This window comes from Gammaproteobacteria bacterium (assembly GCA_027296625.1).
Lineage (GTDB): Bacteria > Pseudomonadota > Gammaproteobacteria > JAKEHO01 > JAKEHO01 > JAKEHO01.
On sequence record JAPUIX010000014.1, the window covers coordinates 1 to 14,893 of the forward strand.

The following is a 14,893-nucleotide window of genomic DNA, read 5'->3' on the forward strand; positions in this document are numbered from 1 at the left end:
CGTATTAGAGGTTGATGACGTTATGCAGGGGCTCATCAAAAGTCTCGTTTTCGCAGCCATTATTGCCATGGTTGGGGTAACTAATGGATTCAATGTAACGGGTGGCGCGGAAGGTGTTGGGCGGGCGACCACACGAGCGGTGGTGTTATCCATTTTATATATTGTGCTCGCTGATATGGTGTTTACCTACTTTCTGAATCGTTGAACCATGGCGACTGTGGGCACAACTGACCATGACCCTATGATTGAGGTGCGGGACTTAGTAACGCATTACGGATCAGTGAAGATCTTGCATGGGGTCAGCATGAACGTGAGTCCGGGCGAGATCATGGTCATCATGGGCGCTAGTGGATCAGGCAAGAGTACCTTGCTGAGGTATGTCTTGGGGCTGCATCGCCCAACCAGCGGAACTATCCGGCTATTGGGATTGGACATTACCCGAGTAAGCGCTTCTGAGTTCTATCAGTTACGAAAGAATATGGGCGTTGCGTTTCAGGGTGGCGCCTTATTTAGCTCCATGACCGTGGGTGATAACGTTCAGCTTCCCCTGCGCGAGCACACCAAATTGGATAAAAGGACGATGCAGATCATGGCGCGGATGAAGCTGGAACTTGTAAATCTTGGAGGCTTTGAGCATCTGATGCCATCGCAATTGTCGGGTGGCATGCTGAAGAGAGCTGCACTAGCACGCGCCATCATCATGGACCCGAAACTGTTGTTTTTTGATGAGCCATCGGCGGGTCTTGACCCGGTCGTGGCAGCGGAGCTGGATGAGTTGGTTTTGCGTCTTAGGGATGCGTTGCAGACGACGATGGTTGTGGTGACGCACGATCTGGCTAGTGCATGTAAGATTGCGGACCGGATCATGGTATTGGATAGGGGCCACGTGCTCATGACGGGGACCGTCGATGAAATACGAAACTCTGAGAATGAGCGTATTCAGGCGATGCTCCATCGACGACCGGGTAGTGAGGAAATTGACCCGGATGACTACATGCGGCGGCTCACCCACGACTAAGGGCTAGCGGATGAAGCGCGAAAACCTTAATTACCTGGCCGTGGGGGCCTTTGTCCTGGCAATGATCGTGGTGTTTCTGATATCGCTCTACAAGATCACCGGGCGGACGGGCCCGACTACGGAATACTACGTCTATTACGGCAATGTGTCCGGCATCAAGCAGGGTACGCTGGTCCTCTATGAAGGCTTTCAAGTGGGGCAGGTAGAGGGCATTGCTCCCGAATGGAATGCGGGTAGGGTGAGTTACCGTGTGGCGCTCGGAATACGTACAAATTGGCGCATCCCGACGGATAGCGTCGCGAGGATTGTGACATCAGGACTGCTCGCTGCCGTGTCCATCGATATCCGCGAAGGAGAGAACGCGACTTATCTTAGTCCCGGCGATGCAATCCAAGGAGAGGAGGGTGTCAGGCTATTTGACACACTAGCTGACGTCGCTAAGGATTTTCGTCAACTTTCACATGAAGGAATTAAGCCGCTTCTTACGAATTTGAACGAGCACGTTACCATACTTGGCGAAGAATGGATGGTGCTGACGACCGACACGATCCGGCCGTTGCTTGAGAAAATTAATGAATTGGTAGACCAACCCGGGCTTATCGAGGATACGCGATCGCTATTGGCTAAGCTCAACGACAGTGCCGACAGGTTAAGAGAAGTACTTAATGATGAAAATCGGGAAACGATAGCGAATATTCTGCAAAACGTCGAAGGGGCATCGAACAATCTCAATGCCTTGCTGGCTGGGATTACTGAGACAAGGCTGCTCATGGATGGGCTGCTGACTGATCTAGAGACACTGGTAGCGGAGAACCGGACAAACATTCGTCGGTCCATCGCCGATCTGCAGAAGTCGCTCCAGGTTGTTTCCGAGCACATCGACGCTGTGGCATATCATCTAGAAGGCAGCACCCGAAACATCCATGAGTTTAGTCGCCAGATTAGAGAAAATCCGGCGATTCTTTTGCGCGGGGCACCGGCATCGGACGAAGGAGTAACGAAATAGTGCGAAGGGGGATGCTCATTATACTGATCGCGAGCATCATTTCTTGCGCGCAGCAACAGCCAGTGCCCAGTGATCATTTTTATCGCTTGCCTGACCCACAAAGTTCAAGTGTGCTCGATACGCCCCTCGTGAACGGCATGGTGCTTGTAAAGCAGTTTCAGACGGATGGCCTACATATAGAGCGGGCTATACTCTACACAAATGATGAGCAGTCGCTTGAACTAAAGCAGTATCGCTATCATTTTTGGCAAGATAGCCCAAGTCGACTCGTGCGGGACCATCTAGTCGCCTACCTGCGAGATGCTAATATGGCGCCTATCGTAGTCACCGACAACGGCTCTGCGGCGGAGGTGGTCGTATCAGGTAAAATCAAACAGTTCGAGCAACGAATTTGGAATAACGACGCTGAGGCAGTCGTGGCATTGGAGCTTCGAGTGGATCGTGCCACTGAGGTTCAGCCAATACTATTAAAAGACTACCGTACACAAGTTGCAGTCGACGGCGATTCGATGCGGGCTACTGTGACAGCCTTTGATAAGGCTTTACTCAAGTTATTTGAGGCATTTCTGGCGGACGCGGAGCGTGAATTAAACGCATCGCAATGAAGCGCCGGTGACAGCGGTGAGCGGCGTAGGTTTGGGCATTGCATTTATCATAAGGCTTACTGCCAACGTACTGGTGAATCTGCTTTCGTCCCAAACAACCAACAATAAATGAAAACTTTCCTGCAACTCGTGAAGCGCCATCTCGTACGCGTAATCATCGGTTTACTCGTGATGATTGTCTTCCTCATCCATGTTTCCGGATTACTGCATTGGCGTTTTATCGATCGAATGGAGAACATCGCCTACGATGCACGCCTGGTATTCACAATGCCCGACACGCAAGATCCTCGTATCGTCATTGTCGATATTGATGAAAAAAGTTTGGCTGAAGAAGGTCGTTGGCCTTGGAGCCGGGATCGGATGGCGCGCTTCTTGGATCAGCTGTTTGATCACTATCAAGTCACTCTTGTGGCCTTTGATATAGTTTTCGCGGAGCCGGATGAGAGTTCAGGTCTGAGCGTACTGGACAGGCTAGCAAACGATAGTTTCCGTGACGTACCGGAATATCGTGAGCGTTTGGAACGGATTCGACCAGAGCTCGATTACGACAAGCTATTCGCCGAGAGTATTATAAACCGGCCGATCATATTGGGGTTCTACCTCAACGAGCCCAACGAAGACGGTGAAGTATCCAAGAGCGGTGCGCTGCCGCCGCCCACCTTTGTCAAGGGAAGTTTCAGACGGAAAGCGATTAATTTTGTCAAGGCTGCGGGTCATGGCGGAAACTTGCCCGAATTCCAACAGAACGCCATTGGCGGCGGACATTTCAATCCTTGGGTGGATGAGGATGGCACGGTACGACGGGTTCCAATGCTATTTGAATATGAAGGCGCTTACTACGGTTCCCTCTCGCTTGAAGTGGCGCGTGTCATTCTTGAGGTGGACAAGGTTGAACCGCATTATGCGTATACTTTCCCATGGGACAAGCGCTACCCCGGACTTGAGTGGTTGAGATTGGGGCACCATTTGGTTCCGGTTGATGAGCGCGTACGGACATTAATCCCTTATCGCGGTAGGCAGGGGAGTTTCCCCTATGTGTCGGCGGCCGACGTGCTTAATGGTCGAGTAGACGTCGAGACATTGAAAAACGCCATTGTGCTGGTTGGGACGACCGCGCCGGGCTTGCTGGATCTACGAGCCACCCCGGTGCAGAAGACGTTTCCTGGGGTGGAGATGCATGCCAACCTCATTTCCGGAATATTGGACCAGACAATTAAAGAAAAGCCTGCCTACACGCTAGGGGCCGAGTTTGTCATTCTGCTCATCATTGGACTGGTGATGGCGTTGATATTGCCATTGCTGACTCCGTTGTGGGCTACTATCGTGACCTTAGTTGTAACGGGTGTGTCCGTTGGCTTCAATTTTGCCATCTGGCATTTTGCCAACTTGGTTCTCCCTATCGCCTCGGGGGTCATCATGATCCTCGTGATGTACCTATTAAACATGACATATGGCTTCTTCGTGGAGACTCGGAGAGAGCGTGAGATTATGGGACTCTTCGGCCATTACGTACCGCCAGAACTGGTCAGCGAGATGAGCCACGATCCGGCGTCCTATTCGCTTGAACCAGAAAGCCGGGAATTGACCGTGTTATTTTCCGATGTTCGCGATTTTACGACTCTTTCGGAAGGGCTGAGTCCCAAGGAACTATCCCAGCTCATGAACGAGTTTTTAACGCCGATGACGCAAATTATCCATAAGCACCAGGGGACCATCGATAAGTACATGGGTGACGCTCTCATGGCATTCTGGGGTGCACCCGTTGAAGATCCGGAGCACGCGCGACATGCATTGATGGCTGGCATGGAGCTGCTCGAACGCATGTACTCCTTACAGAGCGAATTCCGCTCTCGTGGCTGGCCTCCATTGAGGATTGGTGTTGGAATCAATACAGGCATCATGAGGGTCGGCAATATGGGATCCGAGTTTCGAGTGGCCTATACAGTGATGGGGGACGCGGTTAACCTGGGATCTCGACTGGAAGGTCTTACCAAAGAATATGGCGTTGCACTGATTGTGAGCGCGTCAACAAGAGACGCGGTACCCGAGTACTTCTACCGCGAGCTGGATCGGGTACGGGTGCTAGGCAAAGATGAACCGGTGGCGGTCTTTGATCCCATCGGGCTCGTTAACGGCATCGACAAGGCCACGCGAGATGAAAACTCTCTATACGGGCAGGCATTAAGGTATTACCGTGCCGGGGATTGGGACAGGGCCGAGCTGCAGTTCCTCAATCTACAGAAAATGGCTCCTGAACGGGGCTTGTATAGTTTATACCTCAAGCGCGTCGTTCATTTCAGGAAGAATCCGCCTGAGCCGAGTTGGAACGGCGTGTTTACCTACACGTCAAAGTAGGTCGTCCCGTCTCGTTAAACAAGACAGCGCAGGAGTCAAAAGGATATGGGTCTGACGAGGGGCCGATGGGGCCTTGCTAATTGTTGAGGGAAAATTCCATCTTGATCCCGGCCAGTTCGATGACGTCGTTGTTGCGCAACGCGTAGGCTTGGGGACCAATCGGCTGACCGTTGATCAGGGGGTACCGCTCGCTATCACCATCACCATCACCCTCGATATGCGTGAGGAAATAACCCTGTGGGCGGCGCGAGATGACCGCCACCTGCACCCCTGGTTTGCCCAATGTGATCAGCGCTTTGGTCAGTTGGAGCTCTTTGCCGGCGATGGGGCCGTTAAGAACCCGCAACGATCCTAACGGCATGCTGCTGGCTGTGTCGGACAGTGAACTATCTTCCTTTGCCGGTGGGGCTGCGGGTTCTGCGGCTGCAACGGCCTCTTTAGCAGCGTGAGCAGCGGCTACAGCGGTCGCTACCGAGCTTGGTCGGATGATTAGGGTCTTTTCGAACTGCTCCTCATCCGCCGTGGCGTGTTCGTTAATGTATTTCAGCTCATGTTTGCCAATGGTAAGGATGTCACCGTTTCTCAGCGCCTGTTTCTTGATCAGTTTGCCGTTGACATAGGTCCCATTGGTACTGCCCAGGTCTTCAAGGAACGAGTCGTCTAAGATAGTGATGATTAGCGCGTGTTGTCCGCTAACTGCCAGATTGTCTATTTGGATGTCGTTATCGGGCCGTCTGCCGATGGTGAGGCGTTCCTCCTCGAGTGGGAACTCGCCCTGAACCACCGCATTCAGGCTCAGAATTAGCTTCGCCATAGCTCGGTCCTATTCACTCACGTCAACTGAATAGCCCAAAACCCCTCCGCCACCAGCCACTTACACTTAATGCTGGAAATTGCTCCAGAGGGCGCGCCAGGATAACAGAGGTGTTGTCATTGCCTCCTTTTTGGTTTGCTCGCTTAACCAATTCCTGGGCTGCACGTACAAGATTAGCACTATATTTACTGAGGGTTAAGTGAATTTCTTCATCATCTACCATATCATTGAGTCCATCCGAACAGAGGAGGTAGATGTCCCCCGGGCTGACCGGGTCCCTCTGAACGTCCACTTTGACGTCCGCTCTGACACCCAGCGCCCGGGTCACCAGATTCTTGGGCATGGACACCTCAGCTTCCTCCGGGGTGAACATGCCTCGGTCGATAAGTTCTTGTATTAACGAGTGATCTGTGGTGAGTTGCGTGAAGCTATCGCCACGAAGCCGGTAGAGCCTCGAATCACCCACATGGGCAATGGTGATTTGGTCATTATAGAACAGGCCCAGGACCACGGTGGTTCCCATGCCCTGGCACTGGGGCTCGTCCCGGGCGGTCTTGTAGATGGCCCAGTTCGCCTCGTTGATGGCTTCTTTAACGAGTAGCGACTCCGGGGAAGATTCGACAGAATCGCCATCCTTTTTCGGTCTGAGGTGTCCTACCTCGCTTTTCACGGTATTCATGATTGCTGTCACCGCGATACTACTGGCTACCTCACCTGCTCTATACCCGCCCATGCCGTCTGCCAGCACAAGCAGTCCAAGACTGGAATCGCTGGCAGTACTATCTTCATTATGCTGCCGTTTCTTACCGACATCAGAGATGTTTGCGATTTCGAGCTTGCCGGTTAGGTCCATCACCGCTTACTTAGTTAGTGACCGCGCACAGGTACGCAGGTGCCGCGCCAACTCACTACCCGTCTGGTAGCGTGCATTAACTGACTTTTGTAACGCTTTGTTTATGATCGGTATCAAAAGCGGTGCTTCTTGAGCGAGTTCGGATCGCAGGTTCACAATGTTGGGATGTGGCTCGTTGGTGATCTTGTACATGAGTGTTGCCATGGAATCCCCTTGAAATGGCAACGATCCGCATAAAAGCTGAAACAACATCACACCGAGTGAGAACAAGTCCGAACGCCCGTCTACCTTTTGTCCTGAAAGCTGCTCCGGCGACATATAGGAAGGGGTGCCAAGCACCATGCCAGTCTTGGTCCTACTGGCGTCAGTTATGCGAGCGATGCCGAAGTCAGTTAGTTTTATATTGCCTGTCTCGCGCTCCCACATGACGTTACCGGGTTTGATATCCCGGTGCACCACATTCTCCTTGTGTGCATAATCTAGTGCCTCCGCTGCTTGAATTATGATGTCGATGACCGTGGGCAACGGTAAAAGGTTGTCTCGATTGATGTACGGCCTCAGGTCTTCACCCTTGAGGAATTCCATGGCGATGTAGGCCAAATCGTGTTCGTCACCGGCATCGTAGATCGTGACGATGTGAGGATGCGTCAGTCGACCCGCTGTTTCCGCTTCGCGGAAGAAGCGCATTTTAACTGCTTCCAGCTCATCTTCCTCGAACTCCTGGGACAGCGGCAAAGTCTTGATCGCTACGATGCGGTTTATCTTGGGATCCCTACCAAGGTAAACGGTCCCCATGGCGCCCTTACCTAGTTCGCTTTCGATCTCGTAACGCCCTAGCATGGGCTTTTCCACGCCACCGGCGACGTCGAGCACCAGGGTGCCGGCGGCTGGGCCAGAGCCCGGCCCGCCGAGCATTACAGTTTCTTCCATGGCCTTCGCGCGGTTCATGCGCTCTTTAATGTCACGGAATTTCGCATCGTGCTGAGACATAGTTTGGTACGCAGCATTCGCCTTGCTGAACTGGCGCTTCCGTTCGTAGTCCAGAGCCAAGTTGTAGAGTGGATCCATGATCGAGTCGTCAAGAGGGCACTTGCGGAATTTTTCGAAGGCCATGTCCAGCTGGCCCTGTTGTTGGAACGCGAGGCCGAGCATCCGATTGCTCTCAGCCGATTCAGCCTCCGAGCGGAGCTTGCCCTTTTCAGTGACAAGATACCGTTTGGTTGTCAGCAGCAGGTGGCCGAAGAACAATAAAGTCGCGGGCCACATCAGCTGTACCCACATCGCTTCACGCACCATCAGCGTGATCTCACTCCCTATCAACCCCACAAGTAGCAGCGCCGTGACGCCGGCTGCCATTCCTGCGTTGAGCCTGGGGAGTGCGAACATGAGATAAAGGGCAATCACGAGGAAGGCCAGAATACGTGCCAACCCTCCCCACTCAGGGACAATAAAGAAATCTTGATTGAGGATACTGGCAATTGTATGGGCTAGGGTTACAACCGGCTCCATCGCAGAATAAATGGGTGTCACCTGGGGAGAGCCGAGACCAAAGGCTGTTGCACCGATGAGAACGATCTTGTCCCGGTACTTCTCGACCGGGATCTTGTCGGTATACACATCAAAGAAGGAATCTACCTCAAAGGCCGGTTCACCGTCGCGATCCGCGTAGAAAAAGGGCCGCATCTGCAGATAGGGGTCAGTTTTGATATTGAGTTGACCGAGTTTGATGCCCTCCCCAAGAACGACCTCGACATCGTCAAGCTCTAGATTGAGGCTCTTTGCCGCGAGCAACACTGAGAACGCAGGGAAAAAACGGTCATAGTAATCAAGTACCAAGGATTCTGTGCGGACGCCTCCGTCGACATCAAGAGGAAAAGTAATATGGCCAATCCCAGTCGCTTGACGGCCAAGTTCTGGAATAGGTGGAATGGCAGCTAATGCAGGGCGCGGTTCAACACCCGTTCCTGAACTGATCGTCCGAAGAGCATATTTTGTGACGTAGTCTGGAAGCTCCTCGTCGGGGTTCCCAAGCGGTTGCCCGAGGACGAATTGCATTGCCATGACGACATTATTCGCTTCTCTCATGCTATCAGCGAGTTTCTTATCGGTGTTGAGTGCGCTTTGGGCCTCGGTCAACATCGACTTCACTTCCGCGAGCAGCCCAATGGGCTGATTGGCAAGGCCGGAGGCTGTGTAGAAGTGGATTAGTTCATTGATATAGGCGAGCCCGGGATCGATCTGGGGTTCAGACATGAATACCGTGTTACCGATAGCCTTCGCACCGCCGTCCGCGAGCTTATTAATCAGTTGAGCAAGTACGTCGCGAGGCCATGGCCAACGTCCTATGTTGGCGATGCTTTCGTCATCGATTGCGATGATAGCGACTTTATCGCCTGCCTCACCCGAGGATGCCCTAACGCCAAGGTCATATGCTGTACGTTCGAGGCTTTGGATGAGTGCGGTACTGGCGATGAGCAGGAAAATAATCGAGATCGCCAGACCGGCGAACCAGTCACGCTGCCAGAATGCCCGTTTCATTAGGCGTAGTACTCTTATAGTTTTCTAGGTTTTTGCAATACTATACTTGCGGGTCACAAAATGTCTATTTGCACCAGTGTTCCACGGCTGCCTTTGCGTTAGCCTCAAGCTGCTGTTTTTCGGCATAACTTAGGCGGCGCTGGTTACCGTCGCCATCTTCCTCAAAGAGAAATCGCGAGTTTTGATATTGGGAGAGGCGCTCCTTCGCCAGAGTGCACATCTGCTGGTTTTGTGCCTGTTCCTCTTTTCCCCGGGCAGCCTGTTCCTGCTCTTTCTGACGCTCCTCTTCCATTATTCTTAGGAGTTTGTCCTGCTTTGCCCTGCGTGCTTGCAGCTCTTCGTCGGGCGCGGGAGCCTCGTCAAGTTCCAACTGTTCAGCAGTGCTGTGGCCGGCGCGATCACTATAGTGAACATGACCATCCTCATCAACCCACTTATAGACGCCCCCGGCTAAACCCGCACTGCAGTACGCAAGCAACGTCAGGACAAACAGCAGCCGTTCGACCTGGTGACTCGAACGACATAACGCCTTCCCAAATGATTCCCTAACTGGATACGTCTGAATCGGCATCGAGGAGGTCGTTGTGAGGGCCGTAGGGCGGTGAACGAGGTTACGCACGTCACGAGATGTGATAGGCGTTTCTATTTAGCGCTCCAGGTATTGAAGCTTGTCGTCAACGTCTTTCCATTCGTCGGCGTCTGGCGGGGCCTCTTTCATCTGATTGATGACCGGCCAAGTCTTGGAAAGTTCCGCGTTGAGCTCAAGGTACTGTTTTTCGTCTTCGGGTAGATCGTCCTCTGAACAGATGGCGTCAACAGGACACTCTGGCTCGCAAAGCGTGCAATCGATGCACTCATCGGGGTCGATAACCAGCATGTTGGGGCCTTCATGGAAGCAGTCGACCGGGCAAACTTCCACGCAATCCGTATATTTGCACTTGATGCAGGCGTCCTTTACGACGAATGTCATGTATCTGCGTTCCTAAAAATTCAATGGTTATTTATGCACGATTTTATGCTGCTTTAGGGGATTTAGCGAACGACCCCCAAGCGAAGTGTAAGGGACACAACCCGCCTGCTCACTGTAACAACGACCGAAGCCGATAGAGTGTCTCCAGCGCCTCAATGGGTGTCATGCAATCCGGATCGATCAGCTTAAGCGCGTCAACGAGCGGATTGTGTTGCATTTGGGTGAAGAGATCACTTTGGTGCTCATTCACGGGTTGGGTTGGGGAAGCTTGCGGCGCCTCTAGCTCGTCCAAGCGCCGCCTCGCCTGGTCTACAACGGGGCGTGGCAGTCCCGCGAGCAGTGCGACTTGCAAGCCATAGCTACGATCGGCCGGGCCTTCTTTCACCGCGTGCAGAAACACAATCTTGTCGCCGTGCTCGATGGCATCAAGATGCACATTGGCCACACTGTCATCAATGGCCGGCAACGCCGTGAGTTCGAAGTAGTGGGTCGCGAAAAGCGTAAAGGCGCCAATTTCCTTGGCGAGATGTTCTGCTGCGGCCCACGCAAGTGCCAGCCCATCAAAGGTACTCGTTCCCCGGCCGACCTCGTCCATCAACACAAGACTCTCCCGGGTGGCGTTATGAAGGATGTTAGCCGTCTCCGTCATCTCGACCATGAAGGTGGAGCGCCCGCCCGCGAGATCGTCGAATGCGCCGATGCGCGTAAATATTCGGTCTACTGGACCAATGATCGCCGCCTTAGCAGGTACGAAGCTGCCGATGTGGGCGAGGATCACGATGAGCGCAGCCTGGCGCATATAAGTCGATTTACCGCCCATGTTTGGGCCGGTGATGATGAGCATGCGGCGCCCATCGGCAAGCTCTAGGTCGTTGGGTACGAAGGGCTCGGTTGCCGCATGTTCCACCACTAAGTGGCGGCCGGCCTCGATCCGGTAGCCCGGATCATCGGTGAGTTCGGGTGCATTGAGATTCAAGGTGTCTGCCCGTTCCGCAAGGGTGGTCAGAACATCCAGTTCTGCCAAAGCCGCGCTGCATGCCTGCAGCGCGGGCAGATCTCCAATTAACTGCTCCAGGAGATCGTCATAAAGGGCCTTTTCCTTGGCCAATGCGCGCTCTCGGGCGCTCAACACTTTATCCTCGAACGCCTTAAGCTCCGGGATGATAAAGCGCTCTGTGCTCTTGAGTGTCTGGCGGCGGGTGTATGTCGGCGGTATCCGGTGGCTCTGGCTGCGCGCTACCTCAATGTAATAGCCGTGCACCCGGTTGTATCCCACCTTGAGGTTGGAAATTCCTGTAACTTCCCGTTCCCGTGCTTCCAGTTCCACGAGGTAGTTGCCGGCTTCACTCGCAAGCTCTCGGAGTTCGTCCAGCTCGGCATCGAAGCCCGGTGCGATCACGCCACCGTCGCGTAACAGCACCGGTGGTGTCTCCACAATGGCATCCTCCAGCAGGCGATGGAGTTCCGGGAATTCGCCCGCCTCGTCCCCCAAGGTCTGAATCAGGGGGCTGTCTAACGCGCCTAAGAGGGTGGCGAGCTCGGGGAGCGTGCCGAGGGAACTTCTGAGCTGGCCCAGATCCCTTGGGCGCGCCGATTTCAGGGCGATGCGCGCGAGTATCCGTTCCATGTCGCCAACGCGGCGCAGGACCCGGCGCAGTAGGTCAAATTGCTGCTGGGTGATAAGCGTATCAACGGCATGGTGGCGTAGTTTGAGGAGCTGTCGGTCTCGGATCGGGCGGTTCAGCCAGCGCCGGAGCAAGCGGCTACCCATGGCGGTCACCGTGGTATCCATGATCTGTCTGAGGTTGTTCTCCGAGCTGCCCACCAAGCTGCGGTCAAGTTCCAGGTTTCGACGGCTGATTGAGTCGAGGATGATGCTCTCATCCGGCAGTTCGACGCGAAGTCCGTGAATATGCGGGAGGTTTGCCTGCTGGGTGTCGTGCGCATACTGTAAGAGGCAGCCAGCCGCGCCAATTGCGAGCGGCATCGACTCGCAACCAAAGCCTGAGAGATCACGCACCCGAAACTGGCGGGTCAAAGCACGCCGAGCGGCGTCGGAGTCGAAATACCAGGGTGGCTGACGGCGCAACCCGGGCCACGATTCGATGCTTGAGAGGCCATGATGATCTTCACTGATGAGAAGTTCGGCAGGTTTCAGGCGCTCGAGTTCGCTCATAAGTGCTTCGTTGCCCCTGACTTCCATAACGCGAAAGTGTCCGCTGCTGAGTTCGAGGGCTGCGATGCCGAAGATCTCCCCGCCCGCGTTCACTGCGACCAAGAGGTTGTCCTCCCGATTGTCGAGCAAGGCCTCATCGGTGACAGTGCCGGGGGTGACGATGCGCACCACCTTGCGCTCAACGGGCCCTTTCGTAGTGCTGGGATCGCCGATCTGGTCGCAGATGACCACCGGTTCGCCGATGCGCACCAATTTTGCTAGGTAGGCGTCAACGGCGTGTGCGGGCATGCCGGCCATGGGGATAGGCTCACCGGCGGATTGCCCCCTTGACGTTAGCGCAATGTCCAGAAGCCGCGCGGCCTTGCGGGCGTCGTCATAAAACAGCTCGTAAAAATCGCCCATGCGGTAAAAAAGCAACATATCCGGATGCTCGGCCTTGATGCGCAGATATTGTTGCATCACTGGCGTGTGTTGCGACTGTGTCTTCGTCGGCGCGGACATGCGGAAAGTGTAACGAAAGCTGGCAGGCAGGACTATGGCCAGGGACTTGAAACTTTGCATCAAAAATCCCATAGAATGATGTCGTGGCTTGGAGCCAAAAGTTCGGCCACGGTAGGTGAAGGAGTCAGCTAGCATGAGCGTTGATACGAATAAAGAAACACTTGGTTTTCAGGCGGAGGTCCGGCAGCTGCTGGATCTCTTGATCCATTCGCTCTATAGCGAAAAGGAGATCTTTTTGAGGGAACTGATCTCCAATGCTTCGGATGCGTGCGATAAGTTACGTTTTGAGGCGCTGTCTGATGAGAGCCTCTATGAGGGCGATGCAGAATTTAGGATCTACGTTGGTTACGATAAAAAGAAGAAGACGATCACGGTGCGCGACAACGGCATCGGCATGTCCCGCCAGGAAGTCGTGGACGCCATTGGCACGATTGCCAAGTCTGGCACCCGTCAGTTTTTTGAATCCTTAACGGGAGATCAAGCCAAAGATACTCGCTTGATCGGCGAGTTCGGTGTGGGCTTTTATTCTTCATTCATTGTGGCCGAGAGGGTTGTTTTAACTACGCGTCGCGCGGGGCTATCGCCCAGTGAAGGTGTGCGGTGGGAATCGGAAGGCGAGGGCGAGTACACCGTGGAGGCTGTGGAAACACCGGATCGCGGAACGGAAGTGGTACTGCACCTTCGCAAAGGCATGGGTGAATTTCTGGACGGCGAACGGCTGCGCGCCATTATCCGTAAGTACTCTGACCATATCTCGTTGCCAATCCTTATGCCAAAGGAGGGTGAGGATGCGCAGGGTGAGGAGACGGTGAACTCAGCCACAGCACTATGGACTCGCCCAAAGAAAGAGATCGCTGAAGAGGAGTACAACGAATTTTACAAGCACGTGGCGCACGATTTTGAGGCACCCTTGGCCTACATACACACTCAGGTGGAGGGGAAGCTGGAATACAGCAGCGTGCTATTTATTCCATCGCGGGCCCCTTTCGATCTATGGGACCGCGAACACCGCCACGGAATAAAGCTCTACGTCCGTCGCATCTTCATTATGGATGATGCGGAACAGCTTATACCGACCTACCTGCGCTTTGTACGTGGTGTGGTGGATTCGAATGACCTCCCGCTCAATGTCTCTCGGCAGATGCTGCAGCGTAACAAGGCCATCGATGCTATCCGGGCTGCATCCGTTAAGAAGATACTGGGATTGTTGGAAACGATGGCTAAGAAGGACGCTGAAAAGTATGGGACATTTTGGAAACAGTTTGGCCGCGTCTTGAAGGAAGGTATCGTGGAAGATTCTTCCAACCGCGATCGAATTGCCAAGCTTCTGCGCTTTACGTCCACTCATGACGACAAAGCTACACAAGCCGTTTCGCTTGAAGATTATGTAGGGCGCATGCAGGAGGATCAGAAGGCAATCTATTACGTGATTGCCGAAAGCTTCGACACAGCGAAGAACAGCCCACATTTGGAGATTTTCCGCAAAAAAGGGATTGAGGTTTTGGTGTTATCTGATGGGATTGATGAATGGTTGGTGACGTATTTAACAGAATTCGATGGTAAGAACCTGCAATCGGTAGCTAAGGGGGAATTGGATCTCGGCGAAGTAGAGAGTAAGGACGAGAAGCAACAGGTTGATGACGCGAGCGATAAATATAAGGATCTGTTGGAGCGCATCAAAAATGAATTGGACGATAAAGTAAAGGAAGTACGTATAACGAATCGGCTGACTAGCTCTCCCGCGTGTTTGGTTACTGATGAACACGAGATCGGCGGGCACCTACAGCGTCTTTTAAAGGCTGCCGGACAACAGGCCGATGCCATCAGGCCGATACTCGAAATAAATCCAGAACATCCCATTGTTGTACGGCTTAATGACGAAAAGAATGAGAAGCGTATCGCTGATTGGTCGCGTATTCTTTTTGATCAGGCTCTTCTAAGCGAAGGGGGCCAGCTTGATGATCCAGCAGGTTTTGTCCATCGGCTCAACGAGATCTTTCTGGTCATTAGCGGGGAGCAGGGCGGGGATCAAAAAAAGGGTGTTTGACCTATTCCCT

Annotated in this window: 12 protein-coding genes; 6 read left to right on the forward strand and 6 right to left on the reverse strand. The window is 53.6% G+C overall.

Annotated features, from left to right (window positions below; translation table 11 throughout):
* The 5 genes from O6944_00600 to O6944_00620 all read left to right on the forward strand — a co-directional run.
* Positions 1-205: ABC transporter permease (locus O6944_00600; GenBank protein ID MCZ6717652.1), on the forward strand; the 205-nt coding region annotated here is incomplete at its 5' end.
* 36 nt (positions 206-241) lie between these two features.
* The gene (locus O6944_00605; protein MCZ6717653.1) at positions 242-1,018 is read left to right on the forward strand and encodes an ABC transporter ATP-binding protein; all 777 of its coding nucleotides are present in this window, start codon (positions 242-244) and stop codon (positions 1,016-1,018) included.
* Positions 1,019-1,028: 10 nt separating this feature from the next.
* Complete coding sequence (locus O6944_00610; GenBank protein MCZ6717654.1) at positions 1,029-2,024, forward strand: MlaD family protein; 996 nt, start codon at positions 1,029-1,031, stop codon at positions 2,022-2,024.
* An 11-nt stretch (positions 2,025-2,035) separates the two neighbouring features.
* On the forward strand, positions 2,036-2,629 hold the full coding sequence (locus tag O6944_00615) for an ABC-type transport auxiliary lipoprotein family protein (protein ID MCZ6717655.1): 594 nt from the start codon (positions 2,036-2,038) through the stop codon (positions 2,627-2,629).
* Between the two features lie 108 nt (positions 2,630-2,737).
* Positions 2,738-4,984, forward strand: a complete 2,247-nt coding sequence (locus O6944_00620; protein ID MCZ6717656.1) for an adenylate/guanylate cyclase domain-containing protein — start codon at positions 2,738-2,740, stop codon at positions 4,982-4,984.
* Positions 4,985-5,060: 76 nt separating this feature from the next.
* On the opposite strand, the gene O6944_00625 is transcribed toward O6944_00620, so the two are convergent.
* The 6 genes from O6944_00625 to mutS form a co-directional block, all read right to left on the reverse strand.
* The gene (locus O6944_00625) at positions 5,061-5,798 is read right to left on the reverse strand and encodes an FHA domain-containing protein (protein ID MCZ6717657.1); all 738 of its coding nucleotides are present in this window, start codon (positions 5,796-5,798) and stop codon (positions 5,061-5,063) included.
* Between the two features lie 22 nt (positions 5,799-5,820).
* Positions 5,821-6,651, reverse strand: coding sequence for a Stp1/IreP family PP2C-type Ser/Thr phosphatase (locus O6944_00630; GenBank protein MCZ6717658.1), 831 nt, complete (start codon positions 6,649-6,651; stop codon positions 5,821-5,823).
* Positions 6,652-6,657: 6 nt separating this feature from the next.
* On the reverse strand, positions 6,658-9,189 hold the full coding sequence (locus O6944_00635) for a serine/threonine-protein kinase (protein MCZ6717659.1): 2,532 nt from the start codon (positions 9,187-9,189) through the stop codon (positions 6,658-6,660).
* Positions 9,190-9,253: 64 nt separating this feature from the next.
* Positions 9,254-9,760 carry a DUF4124 domain-containing protein gene (locus O6944_00640; protein MCZ6717660.1) on the reverse strand — a complete coding sequence of 169 codons (507 nt, stop codon included), beginning with the start codon at positions 9,758-9,760 and terminating at the stop codon, positions 9,254-9,256.
* A 75-nt stretch (positions 9,761-9,835) separates the two neighbouring features.
* Complete coding sequence (locus tag O6944_00645) at positions 9,836-10,159, reverse strand: ferredoxin family protein (GenBank protein MCZ6717661.1); 324 nt, start codon at positions 10,157-10,159, stop codon at positions 9,836-9,838.
* Positions 10,160-10,268: 109 nt separating this feature from the next.
* Positions 10,269-12,836, reverse strand: a complete 2,568-nt coding sequence (mutS, locus tag O6944_00650; protein MCZ6717662.1) for a DNA mismatch repair protein MutS — start codon at positions 12,834-12,836, stop codon at positions 10,269-10,271.
* Between the two features lie 133 nt (positions 12,837-12,969).
* Here mutS and htpG point away from each other — a divergent pair, with 133 nt between their 5' ends.
* A complete protein-coding gene (gene htpG, locus O6944_00655) occupies positions 12,970-14,883 on the forward strand; it encodes a molecular chaperone HtpG (protein ID MCZ6717663.1) in 1,914 nt (637 codons plus the stop codon).
* Positions 14,884-14,893 lie beyond the last annotated feature (10 nt).